Annotated in this window: 22 protein-coding genes and 1 tRNA gene; 4 read left to right on the top strand and 19 right to left on the bottom strand. The window is 71.0% G+C overall.

What is annotated here, in order from left to right:
• Nucleotides 1-17: 17 nt before the first annotated feature.
• A complete protein-coding gene (locus BLS25_RS14710) occupies nt 18-1,634 on the bottom strand; it encodes a solute symporter family protein (RefSeq protein WP_056229084.1) in 1,617 nt (538 codons plus the stop codon).
• The gene (locus tag BLS25_RS14705) at nt 1,631-1,984 is read right to left on the bottom strand and encodes a DUF485 domain-containing protein (protein ID WP_056229087.1); all 354 of its coding nucleotides are present in this window, start codon (nt 1,982-1,984) and stop codon (nt 1,631-1,633) included. The genes BLS25_RS14710 and BLS25_RS14705 overlap by 4 nt, the downstream gene beginning before the upstream one ends.
• 140 nt (nt 1,985-2,124) lie before the next feature.
• On the opposite strand from BLS25_RS14705, the gene BLS25_RS14700 reads away from it, so the two are divergent.
• Together BLS25_RS14700 and BLS25_RS14695 are read left to right on the top strand one after the other, a co-directional pair.
• Nucleotides 2,125-2,976, top strand: coding sequence for a helix-turn-helix transcriptional regulator (locus tag BLS25_RS14700; RefSeq protein WP_056229091.1), 852 nt, complete (start codon nt 2,125-2,127; stop codon nt 2,974-2,976).
• A 115-nt stretch (nt 2,977-3,091) separates the two neighbouring features.
• Nucleotides 3,092-3,379, top strand: coding sequence for a Fe-S cluster assembly protein HesB (locus tag BLS25_RS14695; protein WP_056229095.1), 288 nt, complete (start codon nt 3,092-3,094; stop codon nt 3,377-3,379).
• Nucleotides 3,380-3,472: 93 nt separating this feature from the next.
• Here BLS25_RS14695 and BLS25_RS14690 read toward each other — a convergent pair whose 3' ends face one another.
• Genes BLS25_RS14690 through paaA form a run of 7 tightly spaced genes read right to left on the bottom strand, consistent with a single transcriptional unit; the run spans nt 3,473 to nt 8,808 of the window.
• A complete protein-coding gene (locus tag BLS25_RS14690; RefSeq protein ID WP_074696682.1) occupies nt 3,473-4,219 on the bottom strand; it encodes a hypothetical protein in 747 nt (248 codons plus the stop codon).
• 37 nt (nt 4,220-4,256) lie between these two features.
• Nucleotides 4,257-5,027 (bottom strand): enoyl-CoA hydratase/isomerase family protein, encoded by a 771-nt coding sequence (locus BLS25_RS14685; RefSeq protein WP_074696834.1) that lies wholly within the window; start codon nt 5,025-5,027, stop codon nt 4,257-4,259.
• Between the two features lie 5 nt (nt 5,028-5,032).
• A complete protein-coding gene (gene paaE / locus BLS25_RS14680) occupies nt 5,033-6,169 on the bottom strand; it encodes a 1,2-phenylacetyl-CoA epoxidase subunit PaaE (protein ID WP_074696680.1) in 1,137 nt (378 codons plus the stop codon).
• Nucleotides 6,169-6,654, bottom strand: coding sequence for a 1,2-phenylacetyl-CoA epoxidase subunit PaaD (paaD, locus tag BLS25_RS14675; protein ID WP_056229107.1), 486 nt, complete (start codon nt 6,652-6,654; stop codon nt 6,169-6,171). The genes paaE and paaD overlap by 1 nt, the downstream gene beginning before the upstream one ends.
• Complete coding sequence (paaC, locus tag BLS25_RS14670; protein ID WP_056229110.1) at nt 6,648-7,535, bottom strand: 1,2-phenylacetyl-CoA epoxidase subunit PaaC; 888 nt, start codon at nt 7,533-7,535, stop codon at nt 6,648-6,650. The genes paaD and paaC overlap by 7 nt, the downstream gene beginning before the upstream one ends.
• Nucleotides 7,532-7,837 carry a 1,2-phenylacetyl-CoA epoxidase subunit PaaB gene (gene paaB / locus BLS25_RS14665; protein ID WP_055838158.1) on the bottom strand — a complete coding sequence of 102 codons (306 nt, stop codon included), beginning with the start codon at nt 7,835-7,837 and terminating at the stop codon, nt 7,532-7,534. The genes paaC and paaB overlap by 4 nt, the downstream gene beginning before the upstream one ends.
• Nucleotides 7,837-8,808: a 1,2-phenylacetyl-CoA epoxidase subunit PaaA gene (gene paaA, locus BLS25_RS14660; RefSeq protein WP_074696678.1), complete on the bottom strand. Its 972-nt coding sequence runs from the start codon at nt 8,806-8,808 to the stop codon at nt 7,837-7,839. Before paaA ends, paaB begins: the two co-directional genes overlap by 1 nt.
• Before the next feature lie 105 nt (nt 8,809-8,913).
• Between paaA and BLS25_RS14655 the strand changes: the two genes are divergently transcribed.
• Nucleotides 8,914-9,576 (top strand): HAD family hydrolase, encoded by a 663-nt coding sequence (locus BLS25_RS14655; RefSeq protein WP_074696677.1) that lies wholly within the window; start codon nt 8,914-8,916, stop codon nt 9,574-9,576.
• Between the two features lie 142 nt (nt 9,577-9,718).
• On the opposite strand, the gene BLS25_RS14650 is transcribed toward BLS25_RS14655, so the two are convergent.
• The 8 genes from BLS25_RS14650 to BLS25_RS14615 form a co-directional block, all read right to left on the bottom strand.
• A complete protein-coding gene (locus BLS25_RS14650; RefSeq protein ID WP_074696675.1) occupies nt 9,719-11,029 on the bottom strand; it encodes an AMP-binding protein in 1,311 nt (436 codons plus the stop codon).
• Nucleotides 11,026-11,514 carry a hydroxyphenylacetyl-CoA thioesterase PaaI gene (gene paaI / locus BLS25_RS14645; RefSeq protein ID WP_081349885.1) on the bottom strand — a complete coding sequence of 163 codons (489 nt, stop codon included), beginning with the start codon at nt 11,512-11,514 and terminating at the stop codon, nt 11,026-11,028. Before paaI ends, BLS25_RS14650 begins: the two co-directional genes overlap by 4 nt.
• Nucleotides 11,511-13,568: a phenylacetic acid degradation bifunctional protein PaaZ gene (gene paaZ, locus BLS25_RS14640; RefSeq protein WP_176786386.1), complete on the bottom strand. Its 2,058-nt coding sequence runs from the start codon at nt 13,566-13,568 to the stop codon at nt 11,511-11,513. The genes paaI and paaZ overlap by 4 nt, the downstream gene beginning before the upstream one ends.
• Complete coding sequence (locus tag BLS25_RS14635; RefSeq protein WP_081349876.1) at nt 13,565-14,491, bottom strand: 3-hydroxyacyl-CoA dehydrogenase family protein; 927 nt, start codon at nt 14,489-14,491, stop codon at nt 13,565-13,567. Before BLS25_RS14635 ends, paaZ begins: the two co-directional genes overlap by 4 nt.
• On the bottom strand, nt 14,488-15,225 hold the full coding sequence (locus BLS25_RS14630; RefSeq protein ID WP_074696671.1) for an enoyl-CoA hydratase/isomerase family protein: 738 nt from the start codon (nt 15,223-15,225) through the stop codon (nt 14,488-14,490). The genes BLS25_RS14635 and BLS25_RS14630 overlap by 4 nt, the downstream gene beginning before the upstream one ends.
• Complete coding sequence (locus tag BLS25_RS14625; RefSeq protein ID WP_074696670.1) at nt 15,218-16,408, bottom strand: thiolase family protein; 1,191 nt, start codon at nt 16,406-16,408, stop codon at nt 15,218-15,220. The genes BLS25_RS14630 and BLS25_RS14625 overlap by 8 nt, the downstream gene beginning before the upstream one ends.
• A gap of 222 nt (nt 16,409-16,630) precedes the next feature.
• Nucleotides 16,631-16,703: transfer RNA gene (locus BLS25_RS14620), tRNA-Arg, on the bottom strand.
• A gap of 14 nt (nt 16,704-16,717) precedes the next feature.
• A complete protein-coding gene (locus BLS25_RS14615; RefSeq protein ID WP_081349875.1) occupies nt 16,718-17,482 on the bottom strand; it encodes an NRDE family protein in 765 nt (254 codons plus the stop codon).
• 193 nt (nt 17,483-17,675) lie between these two features.
• On the opposite strand from BLS25_RS14615, the gene coaBC reads away from it, so the two are divergent.
• On the top strand, nt 17,676-18,887 hold the full coding sequence (gene coaBC / locus BLS25_RS14610; RefSeq protein WP_074696668.1) for a bifunctional phosphopantothenoylcysteine decarboxylase/phosphopantothenate--cysteine ligase CoaBC: 1,212 nt from the start codon (nt 17,676-17,678) through the stop codon (nt 18,885-18,887).
• A 101-nt stretch (nt 18,888-18,988) separates the two neighbouring features.
• Here coaBC and BLS25_RS14605 read toward each other — a convergent pair whose 3' ends face one another.
• Together BLS25_RS14605 and BLS25_RS14600 are read right to left on the bottom strand one after the other, a co-directional pair.
• Nucleotides 18,989-20,353 carry a DUF2510 domain-containing protein gene (locus BLS25_RS14605; RefSeq protein WP_074696666.1) on the bottom strand — a complete coding sequence of 455 codons (1,365 nt, stop codon included), beginning with the start codon at nt 20,351-20,353 and terminating at the stop codon, nt 18,989-18,991.
• Between the two features lie 64 nt (nt 20,354-20,417).
• Nucleotides 20,418-23,927: an error-prone DNA polymerase gene (locus tag BLS25_RS14600; RefSeq protein WP_056229134.1), complete on the bottom strand. Its 3,510-nt coding sequence runs from the start codon at nt 23,925-23,927 to the stop codon at nt 20,418-20,420.
• Nucleotides 23,928-23,960: the final 33 nt, after the last annotated feature.

Genomic DNA, 23,960 nt, shown 5'->3' with positions numbered 1-23,960 from the left:
GACCGGGCATCTATCAGTCAGTGATTCGAGGCCTTCTCGGCGCCGTAACCGGTGAGGGAGCGGACGTCCATCTCAGCGGCCTTGCGCGGATCCTCCGGCGTCCGCGACGTGACGGACCCGAGCCACCCGAGGAAGAACCCGAGCGGAATCGACACGATGCCGGGGTTGTTCAGCGGCCAGATCGCCACACCCGTGTTGGCGAACACGCTCGTCGCGGTCCCCCAGAACACCGGCGAGAGGAAGATCAGCACCAGGGCCGATCCCAGACCGCCGTACATGCTCCAGACGGCACCGCGAGTGGTGAAGCGGCGCCAGAAAAGCGAGAAGAGGATCGTCGGCAGGTTCGCCGACGCCGCGACCGCGAAGGCCAGCGCCACGAGGAACGCGACGTTCTGCCCCTGCACGCCGATGCCGCCGAGGATCGCGAGCACGCCGATCACGATGACCGTGCGCCGCGCGACCTTGACCTCGCCGTCAGGCGGGACGTCGCCCTTCTTCACGACGTTCGCGTAGATGTCGTGCGCGAACGACGCGGCCGCCGTGATCGTGAGGCCGGCCACCACCGCCAGGATCGTCGCGAACGCCACCGCCGAGATGAACCCAAGCAGGAGCGGCCCGCCGAGAGCCAGGGCGAGCAGCGGCGCCGCCGCGTTCACTCCCCCGGGCGCGGCGAGGATCGTCTCGGATCCGACCATCGCACCGGCGCCGTAGCCCAGGACGAGGGTGAGGATGTAGAACAGACCGATCAGCCAGATGGCCCACACCACCGAGCGACGCGCCTCTTTCGCGGTGGGCACGGTGTAGAAGCGCATCAGCACGTGCGGCAGACCCGCGGTGCCGAGCACCAGGGCCAGCGCGAGCGAGATGAAGTCCCAGGGGTTCTTGCCGTACTGCAGGCCCGGCGCAAGGACGGCATCACCCTTGGGAGAGGCCGCCACCGCGCTCTCGAGGAGCGTGTTGAGGTTGAAGCCGTTGATCGCCAGCACCCAGACCGTCATGACGATCGCGCCGCCGATCAGCAGGAACGCCTTGACGATCTGCACCCAGGTGGTGCCCTTCATGCCGCCGATGAGGACGTACACGATCATCAGGATGCCGACCACCGCGACGACGATCGACTGCCCGACGCGCTCGGTGATGCCCAGCAGCAGCGACACAAGGCCACCGGCTCCGGCCATCTGCGCGAGGAGGTAGAAGAAGCAGACGGCCAGCGTGGTGATGGCCGCGGCCATGCGCACCGGCCGTTCCTTCAGACGGAACGACAGCACGTCGGCCATCGTGAACTTGCCGGTGTTGCGCATCAGCTCGGCGACGAGGAGCAGCGCGACGAGCCACGCGACGAGGAAGCCGATCGAATAGAGGAAGCCGTCGTAGCCGTTGATGGCGATGGCGCCGACGATGCCGAGGAACGACGCGGCCGACAGGTAGTCGCCGGCGATCGCGAACCCGTTCTGCGGCCCGGTGAACGAGCGACCCGCGGCGTAGTAGTCGGCCGCGGTCTTGCTGTTGCGGCTGGCCCGGATGACGATGAACAGGGTCACGGCGACGAACGCCCCGAAGATCGAGATGTTGAGCACCGGGTTGTTCTCGACCGTCTGCACGGCCGCCTCGATGCTGGCGAAGACGTCGTTCATGCGCGGCCCCCGTCAGCTCGCTCGAGTTCGACCCGCAACGCCTCGGCCCCCGGGTCGAGGCGGCGGTTGGCATACGCGACGTAGCCCATGGTGATGGCGAACGTGGTGACGAACTGGCCGAGCCCCAGCACGAGCCCCACCGTGATGGCTCCCGAGACCGGCTGCGCCATGAACTCCGGCGCGAACGACGACAGCAGAACGTAGACGAAGTACCAGACGAGGAACGCCACCGCGAGGGGGAAGACGAAGCTGCGTTGCCGCTTCTTCAACTCCCGGAACGGGGCGGACTCCTCGACCGCGATGTAGTCGACGCCGCCCTTGTGGGCTTCGTCGATGCGACGGTCCGTCATGTGGCCTCCTTGCCTCATGAGTGCGACGCAACGCTGCGTCGAACGGCGGAAAAGTCCGGGTCGGCCGCTGCTTCCCCGGTGATAGGGTCGACGCTACGAAACGCGGCGACGAAGCCGTCACCCCCGGAAGTAGGTAGTGCGTGAGTGCACCCTCCACACTTCGAGACGATGCGACCCTCGTGTCGCACGCGGTCGCCGAGCTCGCGCGCCGTACGCACTTCCCCGTCGCCTTCGGCGGGTTGGAGCACGACGGCGCCGTCCACGTCAGCACGATCGTCGGCGCCCGCACGCGCAGCATCGAGGGCCTCGTCGTCCACGCGTCGCGGGGCCTCGGCGGCCGCGCCCTCGTGGAGCGGCGCCCGCGCATGACGCTGGACTACCGCACGTCTCGCTCGATCACCCACGACTACGACCGCGCCATCCTCGGCGAGGGGATCGCCACGCTGTTCGCCGTCCCCGTCCTCGTCAGCGGAGCGGCTCGCGGAATCCTGTACTGCGGATCGTGGGCGCAGGCCCCGGTCGGAGACATCGAGGCGCGCCCCGCCTTCGACGTCGCCGGCGAGCTCGGCACCGAGCTCCGCGTGCGCGCCGAAGTCGAGCGGCGACTGGCCTCGGCCCCCGGCCCCGAGAACGGACTCGGCGCCGGAGCGCGCGAGGAGATCCGAGAGAGCTACGCCCAGCTGCGCAGCATCGCGGCGAGGGTGTCCGACGACGCGGTGCGCCGTCGCCTCGAAGACGTCGAAGCGCGTCTCGCCGCCCTCACCGGAGACGCCGGCGACACGGCATCCGATTCCGAGGTGCACCTGTCCCGTCGCGAGATCGACGTGCTCGCCTGCGCCGCGGTGGGGTCGACGAACGGCGAGATCGCGGCATCGCTGCACCTGCGCGAGACCACGGTCAAGTCGTATCTCGCCTCGGCGATGTCGAAGCTCGACGCCTCCACGCGTCACGCGGCGGTGACGCGGGCGCGGCGCGCCGGCCTGCTGCCCTGAGTCCGGTCGAGAGGCCGGTGGGAAAACCCTGGCAATGACGGCCTGAGCTTGAGCGCGGCTCGGATTCTCGGCATCGTGGCTGACTCCTGTCGTCGATCAGAGAAGGAGAGTCACCATGCTGACGCTCACCGAAGAGGCCACGACCGCCGTGAAGACCATCACCGCCCAGTTCCCGGACGCCGCCCAGGGCGGCGTCCGCATCGAAGGCGCGGGATCCCCCGAGTCGCAGTTCGCGCTCTCGGTCGTGGATGGCCCACAGCCCGACGACGCCGTCGTGGAGAACGCCGGAGCGCGTGTCTTCCTCGACAGCGACGCCGCCGCCGTCCTCGACGACCGCGTGCTCGACGCGCAGATCGACCCCGAACAGGGCTCGGTGCAGTTCGCGGTGACCAGCGCCGCGTGACGCGCTGACGCTGTCGAACGATGCCCCGGCCGCGTGCCGGGGCATCGTCGCGTGCGGCGGGGGTGGCGCATGGGCGGGGCGGATGCCGAGACCTCAGCCCTCGAAGACCACGACCTCGTCGTTCGCGGCGTCGTAGACGAACTGCAGGGCGGTGCCGGCGGGCAGGTCGCCGTTGCGCAATTCGGGGGTGCCGTCGCTCAGGAGCATCGTCGCGGTGGGCGGGAACAGCCCGGCCCCACAGGAGGGCATGAGGTACTGGCCGTCATAGGACGTGCCGTCACCCAGCTCCTGCAGCAGCGCGGGTTGCCAGACGGTCATGCACTTCGACCCTCCTTCCCCGGCGTCGAACGAGGCGTACACGGCGACGCGGAAGCCCTCGAACTCCGCGTACGACGTGACGCCGCTCGACACTCCCCGCGTGAACGAGCTCGGCGGGCGGAAGCCCGGATCCGGCGCGAGTCGGGCGACCTGGGTCGCGCCCACCTGCAGAGGGTCGGTCTGCACGCGCTGCACGAGGACGAGCGCGGTCCCCGCGCAGACGACGACCAGGGCCGCCGCGGTCAGCAGGATCGTCGTGGAACGCCGCAGGCGCGGCATCCGGAACCTCCGTCGCGGCGGGTCGGGTACCGGGTCCGGCCCCTCATCCGCGCTGTCCTCGATCGGCGCCCCCTCCACATCCGGCGGCGCCGACCCGGAAGCGGAGGTCGAGGAGGAGCCGTCGCGGCTCTCGAGCTCGATCAAGCGCCCGAGGGCCTCGGGATCGTCGGCGATGTCGCCGCCCGGCGCGTACGCCCGGCGGCGGAGGGCGGACAATTCGTCATCATCGTCGATGCGCGGCATCTCCCGATTCAAGCAGGGTCTGCCCCGCGGCCGCGGTTCACCGCCCCGTGAACTCCGGACGGCGCTTGGCCTGGAAGGCGGCGAACCCCTCGCGGTAGTCGTCCGTGGCGGCCAGGGCCGCCTGGGCGCGGTTCTCGAGCGCCATCGCGTCCCACAGGCCCAGGCGCTCGTCGCGGATCGCGCTCACGATGCGCTTGCTCACGCCGAAGGCCTGCGTCGGACCGGCCGCGGCCGAGAGGGCCGCCGAGGACGCGGCATCCGGAAGCTCATCCGCCGGGAAAGCGCGCGAGAAGAGTCCGGCACGAACGGCCTCGGCACCCGACATCAGCCGCCCCGTGTAGATGAGGTCGAGCGTGGCGTGAGCGCCGAGGCGCTCGACGAACAGCGCGTGACCGCCGGAATCGAGGGTCGCTCCGAGGGCGCCGAAGGGTGAGCCGATCTTCGCGGTGTCGGCGACGTAGACGACGTCGGTGGCGATCAGCAGACCGAGTCCCACGCCGAGGCAGGCGCCGTGCGCGACGCCGAACGTGGGTGCGGGGAACATCGCCATGCGGCGCAGCAGCGGGGTCAGCATGTCATCGAGGTAGCCGCCGACGTCGTCGGTCGCGGGATCGACGCCCGAGATGTCGCGGCCGGCGCAGAACGAGGGCCCCTCTCCGCGCAGCAGCACGGCGCGGGCGCCGTCGGCCTCGGCGCGGTCGTACGCGGCGGCGAGCTCGTGCAGGTCGTTGAGGCCGAGGGCGTTGCGGCGGGAGGGCGCGTTCAGCACGATCTCGGCGACGCTCTCGTCGAAGCGGTAGTCGATCATCGCGCTCACCCGTCGTAGTCGACGCGGACGGCGTCGGTGCTCGGGTGCGACTGACAGGTGAGGACGTATCCGCGCTCGATCTCGTCGGGCTCGAGGGCGTAGTTCTCGGTCATCGTCACGGCGCCCTCGATCACGCGGGCGCGGCAGGTTCCGCACACCCCACCCGCGCACGCGAACGGCACATCGGGGCGCACGCGGAGCGCGGCCGCGAGAATCGTCTCGTTCGCCGCGACCGGGCTGTCGACCGACGCCGACTGTCCGTCGAGGGTGAAGTCGATGCGGCGCACGGGTTCGTCCTGGCGCAGGCGCACCGGGCGCGCTCCCCCGGCCTGCGCGGGGGCGTCGCCGTCTCCCGCGGTGAACAGCTCGAACCGCACGCGCTCGCGCGGTACGCCGACCTCGGCGAGCACCTCGCGGCACAGCTCGACGAGGGCGAACGGACCGCACAGGAACCACTCGTCGACGGATGCCGGATCGATGAGCCGCGAGAGGATCAGCCGCAGCCGCTCGTCGTCGATGCGCCCCGAGAACACGGGCGCAGCGCGCTGCTCGCGCGACAGCACGTGATGGAGCGTCAGGCGCGACGGATACCGGTCCTTCAGGTCGGCGAGCTCGTCGACGAACATCACGTCGGTCGACGACCGGTTGGCGTACACGATGGTCATCCGGCTGTCGACGGAGCGCTCGAGCACGTCGGCGGCGAGCGCCATGATCGGGGTGATGCCCGAGCCCGCGGCGATCGCGACGACATGGCCCGTGGCCGTCGAGGCCTTCGAGACGAAGGTTCCCTGGGGGCTCATCACGTCGACCTCGTCGCCGGGACGCAGGCCCTCGTGCGCCCAGGTCGAGAAGCGCCCGTCGGGGTCGCGCTTGATGCCGACGCTGACCGAGCCGGGCGCCGGCGGCCGGCAGATCGAGTACGAGCGGCGCAGCTCCTCGCCGTCGATACGGGCGCGCAGCGCGACGTACTGCCCGGGCGCGTAGTCGAACGCGTCCGCGAGGTCGTCGGGGACCGCGAAGGTCACCTCGATCGCGGTCGGGGTGAGCGGGCGCACGTCGGCGACGCGGAGGGTGTGGAAGCGGGCGCGGGCGCGCGGGGTTCCCGGTGTGGCGACCGGGTTCACGGCATCCGTCATCGTCATCAGAGGGCCTTGAAGTGGTCGAAGGGTTCGAGGCACGCGCGGCACTCCCAGTGCGACTTGCACGAGGTGGAGCCGAAGCGCGAGACCTCGCGGGTGTCGAGGGATCCGCAGCGGGGGCACGCGACGCTGAGCTTCACGCGGATGGGTCCCGCGGGCGCGCGGCCGGTCGGCGGGGCGATGCCGTACTCGGTGAGCTTGCGCTTGCCGTCGTCGCTCATCCAGTCGGTCGTCCACGCGGGGGTCAGCGTCGTCTTGACCACCGCGTTGTCGAAGCCGGCCGAGGTCAGCGCGAGCACGATGTCGTCGCGGATCGCGTCGACCGCGGGGCAGCCCGAGTAGGTCGGGGTGATCGTGACGGTCACGGTGTCGCCGTCGAGGCGCACGTCGCGGAGCACCCCGAGGTCGTCGATCGTGAGCACGGGCACCTCGGGGTCGACGACGGCCGCGACGACCTCGCGCGCGTGCGCGAGTGTCGCGGTCACCATGTCGCCCCCGGATGCCGGCGGGCCAGCACCTGCATCTCGGCGAGCAACGGCCCGAACGAGGGATGGTGGGCACCCCGGCGACCCCCCGCGGAGGAGCCGGGGATCGAGGGCACGGGAACGTCCTCTTCGGCCAGAACGGCGGCGAGCACGTCGTCGACGCGACCGCGCAGCGACGATGGGCGCACGGCGATTCCGTCGAGCCGCTCGTGCAGCGGCTCGTCGCGGAACAGTTCGTCGAGGTAGGGCCATACGTCGTCGAGGGCGACGAGGAAGCGTCGGCGCGACTCGTCGGTGCCGCCGGCGAGACGCAGCGTCCACTGCACGGCGTGGTCGCGGTGGTAGTCGACCTCTTTCTCGGCCTTCGCCGCGACCGCCGAGATCACCGGGTCGGCGGATGCCGTGAGGTCGCGGTACAGCTCGAGCAGATATGCGGATGCCAGGAGCTGTCGGGCGATCGTGTGGGCGAAGTCGCCGTTCGGGAGCTCGAACAGCCAGGCGCTGCGGAACTCCGGCTCGTCGCGCCAGTACGCGAGGTCGTCCTCGCTGCGGCCGTCGTACGACCCCGCGTAGCGCAGGAGCGAGCGGGCGTGGCCGAGCAGGTCGAGGGCGATGTTGCCGAGCGCGACGTCTTCTTCGAGCTCGGGGGCACGGGCGATCCAGCCGCAGAGGTTCTGCGACAGGATCAGGGCGTCGTCGCCGAGGCGCAGGGCGTACGCGGCGACGTCGGGGTCGGTCGCGCGGTCCTCTCCCCCGGCGAGCTCGGCCGACAGCTCGCGCGCGTCGAGCGAGACGTCGCCGTGCGGATCGTCGCCGTGCGGGGGATCAGGGGCTTCGACGGGCTCAGCCGCCGGCGCTGCACCGTGGTCGGTCCAGGTGCTCACAGGTGCGGCACCCCCTCGGAGGCGGTGTAGTACACCGCGTGCCGGTAGTTCTTTCCCGCGGGCGACTCGAAGAAGGCGCCCTTGGCTCCCGGGTCGCTCGTCGTCACGGCATCCGAGGGCACGACCCACACCGACACTCCCTCGCCGCGACGGGTGTAGAGGTCGCGGGCGTTGCGCACCGCGAGCTCGGCATCGGGGGCGTGGAGCGAGCCCACGTGCACGTGACTCAGACCGCGGTTCGCGCGCACGAAGACCTCCCACAGCGGCCAGGTCTCGGCGGGGCTGCCGCCGGGGGTGGCCATCAGGCCGCCGCCGTCTCGGTACGGGCGACGCTCTTCTTCGCGGCATAGGCCGCCGCGGCCTCGCGCACCCAGGCGCCCTCTTCGTGCGCGGCGCGACGGTTCTGCAGACGCTGGCGATTGAGCGGCCCTCGACCGGCGAGCACCTCGTGGAACTCGGTCCAGTCGATCTCGCCCATGTCGTACTGGCCGGTCTCGTCGTTGAAACGCAGCTCGGGGTCGGGCAGGGTCACGCCCAACACCGCGGCCTGCGGCACGAGCATCGAGACGAACCGCTGGCGCAGATCGTCGTTGCTGAAACGCTTGATGTTCCACGCCATCGACTGCGCCGAGTTGGGCGAGTCGTCGTCAGGGGGTCCGAACATCATGAGGCTCGGCCAGTACCACCGGTCCACGGCATCCTGAGCCATCTGCCGCTGCTCGTCGGTGCCCTGCATGAGCGTCAGCAGGATCTCGAATCCCTGGCGCTGGTGGAACGACTCCTCCTTGCAGACGCGCACCATCGCGCGTCCGTACGGTCCGTACGAGGCGCGGCACAGGGGCACCTGGTTGCAGATCGCGGCGCCGTCGACGAGCCAGCCGATCGCCCCCATGTCGGCCCACGTCGGGGTCGGGTAGTTGAAGATCGACGAGTACCGCGCCTTGCCGTCGACCAGTTGCTGCGTCATCTCGTCGCGCGTGATGCCGAGGGTCTGCGCGGCGGAGTACAGGTAGAGCCCGTGACCGGCCTCGTCCTGCACCTTGGCGAGCAGGATCGACTTGCGCTTGAGGCTCGGGGCGCGCGTGATCCACGCCCCCTCGGGCTGCATGCCGATGATCTCCGAGTGCGCGTGCTGCGAGATCTGGCGGATGAGCGTGCGTCGGTAGCCGTCGGGCATCCAGTCGCGCGGCTCGATGCGTCCGTCGGCCTCGATGAGGGCGTCGAACATCGCCTCGCCGTCGAGGGCCTCCGTCGTGGGGGCGGTCATCGTCATCGTCGACTCCTTTTACAGACCGATCGTTCAGTAAAACTGTAGCGGAGGGCGCGAGGGACTGCAACGGGCGTGCACCTGCGCCGCCGGACGTGTGTCGTGGAGGACATGGCAGACACCGCGATCTTCGACGTCGACGGCACCCTCGTCGACACCAACTACCAGCACGCCCTCGCGTGGTACCGCTCGTTCCTGCGGCACGACATCGTGCTGCCGATCTGGCGGATCCACCGCGCCATCGGCATGGGCGGGGATCAGCTCGTCGCGTCCCTCACCAGCGACGACGTCGAGCGCAAGCACGGCGAGGCCTTGCGGACGGCGTGGACCGAGGAGTTCGACCCCCTCATCGACGAGGTGAAACCCTTCGAGGGAGCGCACGACCTTCTCGCGGAGGTGAAGAGGCGTGGGTTCCAGATCGTCCTCGCCAGCTCCGGCAAAGGCGATCATGTCGAGCACTTCCTCGACCTCGTCGAAGCTCGCGAACTCGCCGACGCCTGGACCACCTCCGACGACGTCGAGGCGAGCAAGCCCGCGCCCGACCTCGTTCAGACGGCACTCGATCGCGTGCCGGGTTCGCGCGGCATCATGATCGGGGACTCCCCCTGGGACGCGATCGCCGCTCGGAAGGCCGGCATCTCCACGATCGCCGTGCGCACGGGTGGCTTCTCTCCGGAAGAGCTTCGGGACGCCGGAGCCGTTCGCGTGTTCGACAGCCTCCGCGATCTCATCGACGGACTCGACGACACCACGCTCGCCCGCCCGGAGGCCTGAGACGCCCCGCGGCCGCGCCGCGTCGGCGAGACCGCACGCGTTTGTCGAAGACGCACCAGATGGCCACCGAACGAGTGCGTCCTCGACGAAGCGGTGCGTCCTCAGCGCGCGGGCGGGGCGGCCGCTCTCGATCGCCGGGACGTCAGCGCAGGTCGTACACGCGCTTGTACTTGCCCTCGCTGCGCGGCAGCACGCCGGGCTCCTCGACGCGCACGTCGACGGTCGTGCCGATCAGCACCTTGATGCGCTGCTGCAGCACGACGCCCGCGGCCTCGCACACCTCGCGGTCGAGGGCCGGATGCCGCTCGATGCGCACGGTCATGGCATCCATTCGTCCTTCTCGACGCAGCTCGAGCACGAAGTGCGGGGTGAGCTTCTCGATGCCCAGCACAATCTCCTCGATCTGCGTGGGGAAGAGGTTCACCCCGCGCAGGATGATCATGTCGTCGTTGCGGCCGGTGATCTTCTCGATGCGCCGCATCGCCGGGAACGCCGAGCCGGGCTGCAGCCGGGTGAGGTCGCGAGTGCGGTAGCGGATGACCGGGAACGCCTCCTTCGTGAGCGAGGTGAACACCAGCTCGCCGAGCTCGCCGTCGCCGACGGGCTCTCCGCTGTCGCCGTCGATCGTCTCGGGGAGGAAGTGGTCTTCCCAGATGTGCGGACCGTCCTTCGTCAGGGCACTCTCGGATGCCACGCCCGGACCCATCACCTCGCTCAGGCCGTAGATGTCGACCGCGACGAGGTCGAGGCGACGCTCGATCTCGTGGCGCATCTCGTTGGTCCACGGCTCGGCACCGAGCACCGCGACCCTCAGCGAGGTCGACCGCGGGTCGACGCCGGCGGACTCGAGCGCGTCGGCGATCGTCAGGAGGTAGCTGGGCGTGCAGAGAATGGCATCCGGCTCGAAGTCCTGGATGAGCTGCGCCTGCCGCGCGGTCTGCCCACCCGACATGGGGATGACGGTCGCGTCGAGGCGCTCGATCCCCGCGTGGGCTCCGAGACCGCCGGTGAACAGGCCGTAGCCGTAGGCGTTGTGCACGCGATCCCCGGCGCGGATGCCGGCAGCACTCAGCGACCGCGCGACGAGATCGGCCCACCGGTCGAGGTCGCCCGCGGTGTAGCCGACGACGGTGGGGCGCCCGGTCGTACCCGACGACGCGTGGATGCGGCGGACGTCGGCCATCGGCACCGCGAACATGCCGAAGGGGTAGGTCTCGCGCAGATCGGCCTTGGTCGTGAAGGGCAGCAGGCGGATGTCGTCGAGGCTGCGGATGTCGTCGGGGTGAACGCCGGCCTCGTCGAATTTGCGTCGGTAGAGCGCGACGTTGTCGTAGGCGTGGCGGACGGTCCACTGCAGCCGTTCGAGCTGCAGCGCGCGCAGGCTCTCGAGCGGGATCGCGGTCGGATCGACGGATGCCAGGAAGTCGGGGCGCGATGCGGCGGTCAGGGTCATCGGGACACCTCCGTGGTCGTGAGCGCCTCGTCGCGCTCGGGGGCGGGGTCGTGGGGTGCGCGGCGGCTGGCGGCTTCGACGGGCTCAGCCTCCGGCGGCCGCCGGTCGGTCGTGATGCTGCGGCCGCGCACCTCGGCGACGAGGTCGCCCGTCTCATCGGTCACGCGGATGTCGTACAGGCCCATCCGCCCGCTCCGCGCGCGACGGGCGGCCGTCGCGGTGAGCGTCTGCCCCGCCGTCGTCGACTTCAAGAACGTGATGTCGGCGCCCCCGGCGACCGTGACCCGCGCGTCTTCGTTGCACGCGATCGCGAAGGCCGTGTCGGCGAGGGTGAACACGAGCCCGCCGTGGGTGATGGCGAAGCCGTTGAGCATGTCGTCGCGCACGGTCATCGACACGCGGGACTCCCCCGGCGCGTCGTGCTCGACGACCATGCCGAGCATGCGCGAGGCGTTGTCGTTGCGCATCATCGGCCGCAGGCTCATGCGAGCACCCCCTCCGACCGAGGAGCGGGCGCCCACGTCTTGGCCACGAGCGTGAGCACGTCGTACTGCGCGACGATCTCGTCGTTCTGGTTGCGGATCACGGCATCCCACCGCACCTCGCCGTAGGCGTCGGTCTCGCGCGGGGTGATCTGCTTCGCCGTCAGGGCGACGCGGATCCGGTCGCCGGGTGAGACGGGAGTGACGAAGCGCAGGTTCTCGAGCCCCGAGTTCGCCAGCACCGGGCCGGGCGCGGGGTCGACGAAGAGGCCGGCCGCCCACGACACGAGCAGGTATCCGTGCGCGACGCGGCCCGGGAAGAAGGGGTTCGCCGCCGCCGACTCCTCGTCCATGTGCGCGTAGAACCTGTCGCCGGTGAATCTCGCGAACACCTCGATGTCGTCGAGGGTGACCTCGCGTTCGGCCGATTCCACGGCATCCCCGATTCGGAGGTCCAAGAGGGGCTTGCGGAACGGATGCGTCCCGGCGGAGTCGGTCTCGGCTCCCGGATGCCACACCCCGGTCAACGCGGTGAGCATTCGGGGCGAGCCCTGGATCGCGGTGCGCTGCATGGAGTGGAGCACTGAGCGGATGCCGCCGAGCTCCTCACCGCCGCCGGCGCGGCCGGGTCCGCCGTGCACGAGGTGCGGCACGGGGGCACCGTGTCCGGTCGAGGTGCGGGCGTCGTCACGGTCGAGGAAGAGCACGCGGCCGTTCATCGCGCCCATGCGGGTGAGCAGCTCGGTCGCGATGTCGGGGTCGTGGGTGGCGACGCTGGTGACCAGCGATCCCCCGCCGCGGCCCACGATGGTCGCGGCCTCGGCGACGTCGGCGTACTCGACGATGCTCGCGACCGGTCCGAACGCCTCGATGTCGTTGACGGCCGGGGTCGCGGCATCCGCGAAGGCGAGCAGCATCGGCTGCAGGAACGCGCCATCGGTAGGAGCACCCTCGGGCGTCTCCGCGGATCCCACCACGAAGCGCCCACCCGCATCGGTGAGGGCGCGCACCTGGCGTAGCACCTCGTCGCGCTGCTCGAGGGAGACGACCGGCCCCATCGTCACGCCCTCGGCGCGTGGGTCGCCGAGGACCACGCGCTCGGCGATCTTGTCGCGCAGCGCCTGGGCCACGGCATCCGTCATGCCCGTCGGCACGATCGCGCGGCGGATCGCCGTGCACTTCTGACCCGCCTTGGTCGTGAGTTCGACCAGCAGTTGCTTGACGTAGGCGTCGAACTCGGGGGTGCCGGGGGTGGCGTCGGGGCCGAGGATCGAGGCGTTGATCGAGTCGGTCTCGCTCATGAACCGCACGCCGGGCTTCGCCTGGGCGCGCAGGCGCTCGGCGGTCGAGGCACTGCCGGTGAACCCGACGGTGTCGCCGAGGTCGAGCAGGTCGAACAGGCCCGGGACGCTTCCGCTCACCAGCTGCAGCGAGCCCTCGGGCAGCAGGCCGGTCTCGACGACCATGCGCACCCACGCCTCGGCGACATAGGCCGTCGGGGTTGCGGGCTTGACGATCGTGGGGAGCCCGGCGAGGAAGGCCGGAGCGAACTTCTCGAGCGCGCCCCACATCGGGAAGTTGAAGGCGTTGATCTGCACCGCGACGCCCGGCAGGCGCGTGTAGACGTGCCGGCCGAGGAACGAGCCGTCCTTCGACAGGGGCTCGATCGGTCCGTCGAGCACGACCTTTCCGGCGGGCAGCTCGCGCCGCGCCTTCGACGAGAAGGTGAACAACACGCCGATGCCGCCATCGATGTCGCTGAGCGAGTCGCGGCGGGTCGAGCCGGAGCGCGCCGAGAGGGCGTAGAGCTCTTCGCGACGCTCGTTCAGCGCGATCGCGAGGTTCTTCAGCACCATCGCGCGCTGGTGGAAGGTGAGGGCACCGAGGCTCTTCTGGCCGGTGGTGCGCGCGTAGGCGACCGCGCCCGCGAGATCGAGTCCGCGCGTGCTGATGCGAACGATCTCCTCCCCCGTCGAGGCGTCACGCACGATCGCCGCGTCGGAGTCGCTTTCGGGTGCCCACCAGGCGCCGTTCACGTAGCTGGGGAGGAAGGTCATGAGGCGCTCCATTCGTAGAATCCGCGGCCGGTCTTGCGGCCCAGGTGCCCCTCGGCGACGAGGTCGCGCAGCAAAGCGGGCGGGGTGAAACGCGCGCCGAAAGCGCGCTCGAGTTCTTCGGCGATGCCGAGGCGCACGTCGAGCCCGACGATGTCGGTGGTGCGCAGGGGTCCCATCGGATGCCGGTAGCCCAGCTCCATCGCCGTGTCGATGTCGTGCGCGGTGGCGACACCCTCCTCGAGCATGCGGATCGCCTCGAGCCCGAGCGCGACCCCCAGCCGGCTTGACGCGAAGCCCGGCGCATCGCGCACGACGACCGCGGCCTTGCCGATCGCCTCGACCCAGTGCGTCGCCCGCGTGACGACCGCGGCGGCGGTGCGCTCGCCGGTCACCACCTCGACGAGGGCCGAGGCGGGCACGGGGTTGAAGAAGTGCAGCCCGAGAAATCTGTCGGGCCGGGCGAGCGAGGCGGCGAGCGCGTCGATCGAGATGGAGGAGGTGTTGGATGCCACGACCGCGTCGTCCTGCACAGCCCCCTCGATCCGCGCGAGGGCGTCGCGCTTGAGGTCGCGATCCTCGGGCACGGCCTCGATCACGAGGCCCGCCTCGGCGAATGCGTCCGCGTCGACTCCGGTGGTGAGGGTGTCGGCATCCGGAATCTGCGTTCCGCGCTCGGCCGAGCGGGCCAGGGCGGTCTCGACGCGCTCCCGTGCCTGGGCAGCGGCGGCCTCGTCGCGCTCGACGACGTGCACGCGGGAGCCGGCGAGCAGGAACGCGTGCGCGATCCCCGCACCCATGCGGCCTCCGCCGAGCACGCCGACGACGGCGGGGACGGATGCCGTGGCTCCGGCGGGAGCGGCGGCTGTGTCGGTCGCGTCCGTGGCGGCGGCGCGGGTGCGAGACGTGGTCTCGGGAAGGGTCACTTCTTCTTCCTCTCGAGGAACGCGGTCATGCGGGCGCGCTTGTCGGCGCTGTCGAAAAGCTCGGCCTGCAGCTCACCGTCGATCGCGGGGTGCTCGGCGCGAGGCGCGAGCAGCGCGCGCTTGGTGAGGATCGTCGCGCGCGCCGAGTTCGCGGCGATGCGGTCGGCGATCGCGTGCGCGGCGGCGAGCAGGTCGTCGGGCTCGTGCACGCTCGACAGCAGCCCCCAGGCGAGGGCCTCGTCGGCGTCGATCACGCGCGCGGTGAGCAGCAGCTCGCTCGCGCGGGCGTGGCCGACGATCTCGGGCAGACGCCATGACGCACCCGCGGCGGCGATGATGCCCAGGCCCGGCTCGGGATTGCCGAAGCGCACGCGGGGGGTGCCGAGGCGGATGTCGGCCGCGTACGCGAGTTCGGCTCCCCCGCCGAGGGCGAAGCCGTCGACCGCGGCGATCACGGGCATCGGGAGGTGCCGGATGCGATCGAACACCGTCGCGTTGATGCCGCGTCGCGCGTCGTCTCCCGTGCGCTCGCGCAGCTGGGAGATGTCGGCTCCCGCGGCGAAGACACCGCCCGCGCCGGTGAGGATGAGGGTGCGCGGGTTCGCCTCGAGCTCGGCGCACAGGACGTGCAGTTCGTCGACCATGGCCTGATCGATCGCGTTGCGCACCTCGGGGCGGTCGAGGGTGGCGACGACGCGGTCGGCGGTGGCGTCGATGCGGATGGTTTCAGCCATCGACCCGCTCCACGATCATCGCCGTGCCCTGGCCGACGCCGACGCACATCGTCGCGAGGCCGTACCGCGCGCCCTCGCGCTCGAGCCGGCCGAGCAGCGTCACGATGAGCCGCGAGCCGCTCGAGCCCAGCGGATGCCCCAGCGCGATCGCCCCGCCGTCGGCGTTGACGATCTCGGGGTCGAGCCCGAGGCGCCGCACGCACGCGAGCGACTGCGAGGCGAAGGCCTCGTTGAGTTCGACGGCGCCGAGGTCGGATGCCGAGAGCCCGGCCTTCGCGAGGGCTTTCTCGGTTGCGGGCACGGGGCCGAGGCCCATGATCTCGGGGGCGAGAGCCGCGGAGGCGTGCGCCACGATCCTCGCGCGCGGCCGGAGTCCGTAACGCTCGACGGCCTCGGCGCTCGCGACGACGAGGGCCGAGGCCCCGTCGTTGAGCGAGCTGGAGTTGCCCGCGGTGACGACCTCGCCGTCCCTCACGACCGGCTTGAGCTTCGCGAGCACGTCGAGCGAGGTGTCGCGGCGCGGTCCCTCGTCGCTGTCGACGATGCCCCGGCCGGTGTCGACGGCGACGATCTCGCTCGCGAAGCGACCAGCATCCTGGGCCGCGATCGCGCGCTCGTGGCTGCGCAGGGCGAAGGCATCGGCATCCGCCCGCGAGATCCCGTCGAGGCGCGCGACCTCTTCGGCCGTCTCGGGCATCGAGAACGTGGCCTTCTCGCGCGCGGCGAGGCGTGGATTGGTGAAGCGCCAGCCGATCGAGGTGTCGAATGCCGCCCCGGGCTTCGCCCAGGCCTTCTCGGGCTTCGCCTGCACCCAGGGCGCGCGGGTCATCGACTCGACGCCGCCGGCCACGACGAGGTCGGCGTCCCCCGCGCGCACGGCCTGCGCGGCGAGCGCGATCGCGGTCATTCCCGAGGCGCAGAGGCGGTTGACGGTCAGACCGGGGATGCTGTCGGGCAGCCCCGCGAGCAGCACGGCCATGCGGGCGACGTTGCGGTTGTCCTCCCCCGCCTGGTTCGCAGCACCGAGGATCACCTCGTCGATCGCCTCGCCGGGGACGCCCGCGCGGGCCACCGCCTCGGCCACGACGAGGGCCGCGAGATCGTCGGGACGAACGGATGCCAGCGCCCCGCCGTACCGCCCGACCGGGGTGCGCGCACCGCCGATGAGAAACGCGTCCGCCATCGTCTTCCTCTCCCCCGCCGACTCTGGCGGGGCCCGTCCACCTCGCCTGCGAGGTTTTCCGACCGATCGTTCAGTAATCATGCCACGGCGGTACGCGGGGAGGCAACGCCGAGACGGACGTCGTCGGAATCACGGCACGTCGGACGCTGCCGGAGCGACGTCGCGCGCGGGGCGCGTCGCGCCGAGCGCAGAAGGAGGCGCGACGAAGTCATCGCGATGGAGTGCCCCCGACAGGATTCGAACCTGCGACGCCCGCGTTAGGAGTGCGGCGCTCTATCCCCTGAGCTACGGAGGCGGGATCGTCCCAGCCTACTGCGGCGCTTCGACCCGGGCGGTTCGGTCGGCGCCCGTCAGCGGCGTGCGCTCCCGCAGCGCCGCGACCAGACCGTCGTCCCATCGCCCCGGCTCGGCGAGGGTCGCTTCGCGCACGTCCACGCCGTCGGGCCCGATGCTCACCGCACAGACCAGGAGCGACTCGAGGACGAGCCCGTCGTGGGCATCCCGCCGCAGGATCGACGACTCGGGCTCGCGCGTCGCCTTCTCGATCACGCCGAGCCACGGCATCCACCAGTCCGAGCCGGCCGCCGGGCCGGCCGCGCGGAACGCCTCGAGCCACCGCGCGATGCGCGGGGTTCCCGGGTCGTCGACCGCGTGGTGGGCGACCATGTGCGTGCCCGGGGCGAGTGCGGTGCGACGCGAGACCACGCCGTCCCACTCCACGAGGTGCGCACCCGCGGCATCCACCTCGACAAGGTTGAACCCCCGCGTGGAGGGACGATCCGGGATGCCGGCCCCCACCGCATCGAGGGGAACACCGCCCCGGCTGACGAGGCCGTCGTCCGGACGATCGGACAGGTCTTGGCGATTGAGCAGAACCGCGAGCCGGTGAGCGGCTGGGTCGAGGGCCAGCCACGCTCCTCCGGCGCGGTCATCGCGCACGCCCAGGACGCCGTCGCGCTCGGGCCACCAGGCACCGATGCCCCGCCAGGGGCGGTCGCGGTCCTCATCGCGGACGGCGAGCACCCGCACGGGCTCACCGGGACTCGCGGGAACGTCGATCACGACCGTGCACATTCCGACAACGCTACCCGCGCGAGGCCCGGACGGGGCGGGCCGCGGACGCCCCGTGCGGCGGCCCGGGTCCGTGACGAGAACAGGCCGCGCGACGGGAACAGGCCGTTCGGCGTCGGAACCGCCTGTTCTCGTCGCTCCCCCTGTTCTCATCGCACCACCCCCGTCTCGGACGCCGACCTGGAAGACTGGGACGATGTTCGTCGTCGTGGGAGTGACCGGGGGCATCGCCGCCTACAAGACCGTGAGCCTCGTGCGCCTGCTCGTGAAGGCGGGGCACGACGTGCACGTGATCCCGACCGCGGACGCCCTGCGTTTCGTGGGCCTGCCCACGTGGGAGGCCCTCAGCCGCAACCCCGTGACGACCTCGGTGCACGATGACGTCGCGCGTGTCCGGCACGTCGCGCTGGGCCAGTCAGCCGACCTGGTGATCGTCGCCCCCGCCACCGCGAACACTCTCGCCGCGATGACGGCGGGGCTGGCGTCCGACCTGCTCGGCACGACTCTCCTCGCGACGACGGCTCCGGTCGTCGTCGCCCCGGCCATGCACACAGAGATGTGGCGGCACCCGGCCACCGCGCACAACATGGACGTCCTGCGCTCCCGCGGCGTGCACGTGGTCGGACCGGCCGACGGCGTGCTCACGGGCGGCGACTCGGGCCCCGGGCGCATGTCGGAGCCCGAAGAGATCGTGGCCGCGGCCCTGGCGCTCGTCGGACGCCCGCGCGACCTTGAGGGGCTTTCGATCGTCGTGAGCGCCGGGGGGACGCGCGAGCCCATCGACCCCGTGCGGTTCCTCGGGAACCGCTCGAGCGGTCGGCAGGGCGTGGCGATCGCACGGGCCGCCGCGGACCGGGGCGCGCGCGTGACGCTCGTCGCCGCGCACCTCGACGCGGACGTGCGCCCCGACCCTCGCGTCGAAGTGATCGCCGCCGGGACCGCTGACGAGTTGGGACGGGCGATGGATGCCGTAGCCCCCGACGCCGACGTGATCGTCATGGCCGCGGCTGTCGCCGACTACTCCGTCGCCGCGGTGTCGGAACACAAGCTCCGGAAGCAGGACTCCCCCGGCGGCCTTACGCTCGAGTTGCGCGAGAACCGCGACATCCTCGCGGGACTCGCGACCGCCCGCCGCCCCGGGCAGACGATCGTCGGGTTCGCGGCCGAGACCGTGGCCGACGAAGCGGAGCTGCGGGAACGCGCTCGCGCGAAGGCGGCGCGAAAGGGCGTCGATCTGCTGGCGGCCAATGCCGTGGGCTGGACGCGCGGGTTCGAATCGTCTGAGAACGCCCTCACCATCGTGGATGCCACGGGTGACGTGCTCGCGACGGTCGCGGGATCCAAGGATGACGCGGCTCACGCGCTCCTCGACGCGGTCCTGACCGTGCGCGCGTCGATGCGCCACTGACGACGCGTGACTGTCGCCGCGCGGCTGACAACGCGGGGCGCAAGACGCACGACGGACTTCGAACGTGGCCGGGCGGGCACCAGGGGCGCCCGCCCGACGATTCAGTAGCCGAAACTGGTGGAGAAGTCGTTGATGAGAGCTGACATCTGCGCGATGAGCACGACGATCCAGACGATGAAGCCGATCACCACGGCGAGCTTGACAGCGACAGCGGCCCAGATCGGACCGAGGCCCGAGCCGGTGCGGCGACGCAGGATCACACCGCGACCGATGATGTACACAAGGCCCGAGCCGATGACCAGCACGAAGAAGCTAAAGGCCCAGTGGAACGGACGATCGACACCGCGTGCGCGCAACTGACGCCAGTCGAGGAAGGCGAACAGAACCGTGAGCGCCGAGACGACGATGCTCACCACCGACGTCACGACGGTGATCAGCGCGGTCGCGGCGTTCGTGCCGGCCATCGACGCCGGGCCGGAGTCGTAGGAGTACACGCCGGCGTAGAAGGCGTCACGGAAGTACGACGACCAGTCGAAGATCACCACTCCGAGCAGGCTGAGCACCGGCAGGAAGACCATGAGCCACACCCACACGGTGTTGGTCTTGATGTCGCGGCGAGGGGCTGCGGTGTCGTACGACACCGGGGGTGCGCTCGGGTAGCCCGGGCCTGCGGCGTAGCCGGCCCCGGCCGCGCCGGCGACGTACGCCGGAGCGGAGGAGGAAGCCGGCGCGCCCGGGAAAGCCGGGGCGGACGTGTAGGCCGGGGCTGCGGGCGGAGCCACGGGGGCTGCGGGCGGAGCCACGGGGGCTGCGGGCGGAGCCACGGGCGGCACGCCCGCGGCGGCGGCTGCCCCGGCGGCGGAGTACGCCGAATCCGGAACCGCCGAGGGCGCGGAGCCGGACGACGCCGAGCCGTGCGATGCCGAGCCGTGCGACGCCGAGCCGTGCGAGGCGGACTCGGACGCTGCGGAGTCATGCGACGGGGACTCGTGCGCGACAGAGTCGTGCGCGGCTGAGTTGTGCGCGGCAGAGTCGTACGGAGCCGGCTCGTGTGGAGCAGGGGCCGCCGGCTCGGAGGCGGTGAGCGGAGCGGCCGCATCGTGCGCGCCGTCCTGGCCGTGCGTGTCGTGGCTGTCCGCACCGCCCGCAGCGTACGCCGACGGGGTGTCGAGCGACGGAGTGCCCTCGTGCGCCGAAGCGTCGGCCGACGCTCCCTCGTGCGCCGCGCCTGCGGGGTGCTCCTGCGGGTCGAGGCTCGACGAGATGTCGTACGACGACCCTTCGGTGGCCGCGGAGCCCTGGTCCGCCGAGCTGTCGCCGGGTCGCGGCGCGGCGTCGTGCGCCGACGCGGATTCCGTGGCGGAGCGCACCTCGTCGGTCCAGCCGGTGCCGTTCCAGCGGCGCAGACCGCCGCCTCCGGCGGGGTCGGGATACCAGCCGTCGGGCGGAGTGGGAGTGTCGGTCATGTCGTTTCCCCTGTCAGGTGCGGAACCGGGCGAGATGGCCCGAGTCTAGTGATGGCATCCGACGTCATCGGAAGTCTCGCGACGCGTGGGACACTCCCACGCGCAGATCGGTGAATCCGTCGGCGACCACGTTGGTCACTCCCTCGACCGAGCGCTCGAGCATCCCGCGCACGATGAGAGCGGGTGATTCGCGCGCGACGCGGCGGTATCTGTTCCACACGCCGACCGAGCAGATGATGTTCATCAGGCCGTGTTCGTCTTCGAGGTTGAGGAACGTGATCCCGGATGCCGTGGCCGGCCGCTGTCGGTGCGTCACGAGCCCCGCCACCTCGATGCGCCGGTCGGTCTCGAAGGTGCGGAGCTCACGCGAGGTCAGCACCCCGCGGGCATCGAGCGCGGCCCGGAAATGGGTGAGCGGATGGTCGTCCGCCGACAGGCCCGTGGCCCACAGGTCGGATGCGAGGATCTCGTAGCTCGACGGGTCGGTGAATAGAGGAGGCTGGACGGCCACCAGGGAGTCGGGGAGGAACTCCGGACGGTCGAGGGCGGCCGACCCCGACAACCAGATCGCCTCGCGCCTCGTGTGCCCGAGGCAGTCGAACGCTCCCGCCGTGGCGAGGGCTTCGAGCTGAGCCGTGACCAATCCCGTCCGCCGAACGAGGTCGCGCAGGTCGCGGTAGTCTCCGCCGTTCTCTCGCTCGTCGACGATGCGCGCGGCGACCTTGGCTCCGATTCCGGTGACGCCGGCCAGCCCGAGACGCACGGCGAAACCCCCGTCGCGGCGATGGGCGAGCGTCTCATCGGCCTCCGCGGGGTCGAACTCCCCCGTCGGCGGCTGGATCGCGTGAGCACACGCCTCGAGCCCGGTCGCCGGCCTCCTCGCCCGCCGCGGCGCCGAACCCGGTGATGCGGACCCCGCGGCATCCGCCCCTCTCGCCGTCCCCGCGGCATTCGTCCGCTCCGATCCCCTCTCGCTGTCCGTGTCGTCCACGGGTTCGAGGGTCGCCTCGACCCCCGAGCGCAGCAGATCGGGCCGACGTACCTGCACCCCGTGCCGGCGGGCATCGGCGGTGAGTGTGGCGGGCGAGTAGAACCCCATGGGCTGTGCGCGCAGGAGCCCGGCGAGGAAGGCGGCCGGGTAGTGCAGCTTGATCCATGAGCTGGCGTAGACCAGAAGAGCGAACGACAGCGAATGCGACTCCGCGAAACCGAAGTTCGCGAAGGCCTGGATCTTGGCGTAGAGCTCGTCGGCGACCTGCCCCACCAGGCCGTTCTCGGCCATGCCCGCGTAGAGCGTCTCCCGCAAGGAGTCGATCCGCTCCAGTCCACGCTTGGATCCCATGGCGCGACGCAGCAGATCGGCGTCTTCGGCGGAGCAGTTGCCGATGGCCACGGCCATCTGCATGAGTTGTTCTTGGAACACCGGTACTCCCATCGTGCGTGAGAGCACCGGCTCGAGCTTGGGGTGCACGTAGGTGATCGGCTCCTGGCCGAGCTTGCGGCGCACGAACGGGTGGACGGCCCCGCCCTGGATCGGGCCGGGGCGGATGAGGGCGATCTGCACCACGAGGTCGTAGAACTTGCGGGGCTGCAACCGGGGCAGAAGACCCATCTGCGCGCGCGACTCCACCTGGAACACCCCGATCGAATCCGCACGGCAGAGCATGTCGTACACCGCCTTCTCTTCCTTCGGCAGAGTCGACAGTTCCCACTCCTCCCCCGTGGCGTCGCGGATCAGGTCGAAGCAGTACTGCAGGGCCGCGAGCATGCCGAGGCCCAGGAGGTCGAACTTGACCAGCCCCATCCACGCGGCATCGTCCTTGTCCCACTGGATCACCGTGCGGTTCTCCATCCGCGCGTGCTCGATGGGGACGACCTCGCCCACCGGGCGGTCGGTGAGCACCATTCCCCCGGAGTGGATGCCGAGGTGTCGCGGCGCCTTCAACAGCTCCGACGCGAACTCGATGACCTGGTCGGGGATGTCGTGATCGGCTCCGCTCTCGAGGGTGGCTCCCCACCGCTCGACCTGCTTCGACCAGGCATCCTGCTGGCCCGGGGAGTGCCCGAGCGCACGGGCCATGTCGCGCACGGCGTTCTTCGGGCGGTACTGGATCACGTTCGCGACCTGCGCCGCTCGTTCACGCCCGTATTCGCCGTAGACCCACTGGATGATCTCTTCGCGACGGTCGGAGTCGAAGTCGACGTCGATGTCGGGCTCTTCGTCGCGCAGGCTCGAGAGGAACCGCTCGAACGGCAGCTTGTAGAAGATCGAGTCGACGGCGGTGATGTCGAGCAGGTAGCAGACGGCGCTGTTGGCCGCCGACCCCCGCCCCTGACACAGGATGCCGCGCCGCCGCGCCTCGGCCACGATGCCGTAGACGATGAGGAAGTAGCCCGGGAAGTCCTTCATCTCGATGACCTCGAGCTCGCGTTCGATGCGCCGCCGGTCGTCGTCGGACAGATTTGGGTACTTGCGAGGTACGGCCGCCCAGACCAGGTGCCGCAGCCACGACATGGGCGTGTGCCCCTCGGGCACCTTCTGCTTCGGCAGGGCGGGCTTGGCCCGCCGTAACGGAAAAGCGATCTCATCGGCGAGCTCGACCGTGCGCGCCACCGCTCCCGGGTAGCGCCGGAACCGCGCCGCCATCTCGACGCCCGAACGCAGATGCGCCCCGGCGTGGGAGGGGAGCCAGCCGTCGAGCTCATCGAGGCCGCGGTTCGCCCGCACCGCGGCGACGGCGGCGGCCAACAGCTCCTTCTGCGGAGCGGCGTAGTGCACGTTGTTGGTGGCGAGGATCGGCAACCCTCGCTCGGCGGCGAGCGCGGCCAGGACGTCGTTGCGGCGCGAGTCGAGCGGATCGCCGTGATCCATCAGCTCGACATAGATCGCCTCGGCGCCGAACAGGTCGACGAGGGTGTCGAGTTCACGCGCGGCTCCGGCCGGCCCCTCGAAGGCGAGGGCCTGGCGTACCGCCCCCTTGCGGCATCCGGTGAGCACCGCCCACTGCGGGTCGCCCGGTCCCCCGGCTCGTTCGGCGAGGTCTTCGAGGTCGTAGACCGGCCGGCCCTTCTCTGCACCGGTCAGCTGGGCGTGGGTGATGGCGGCGGCGAGGCGGTGATAACCCTCTTCCTGGCGGGCGAGGACGAGCAGGTGCGAGCCGGTCGGGTCCGCCTCCCCGTTCTGGGGGCCGGGGAGCCCGAGCGACAACTCCGCGCCGAAGACGGTGTTCACGGCCCGCTGTTCGGCCGCCTCGGCGAATCGTACGATGCCGTAGAAGCCGTCGTGGTCGGTGAGGGCGAGGGCGTGCAACCCCAAGCGCTCGGCCTCTTCGACGAGTTCTTCGGGTGAGGACGCGCCGTCGAGGAACGAGTAGGACGAGTGCGCGTGGAGCTCGGCGTAGGGCACCGTATCGGTGGGCCGCTCGATCGAGGGCGGTACGTAGGCTCCGCGTTTGTGCGACCAGGCGGGGCTGTCACCGCCGTCGCCGTTCGGCGGTGCGCCGGTGGGTCTGCGGGCGTCGCTGAGCACGCGCTCGAGCTCGGACCACTTCACGGGAGGGTTGGTCCATCCCATCAGCGCGACCCCTTCTGCGGACCGGGGGTGCGC

The organism is Microbacterium testaceum StLB037 (assembly GCF_900104345.1).
Taxonomy (GTDB): domain Bacteria; phylum Actinomycetota; class Actinomycetes; order Actinomycetales; family Microbacteriaceae; genus Microbacterium; species Microbacterium testaceum_A.
This window is presented reverse-complemented; position numbering and strand designations above follow the sequence as displayed.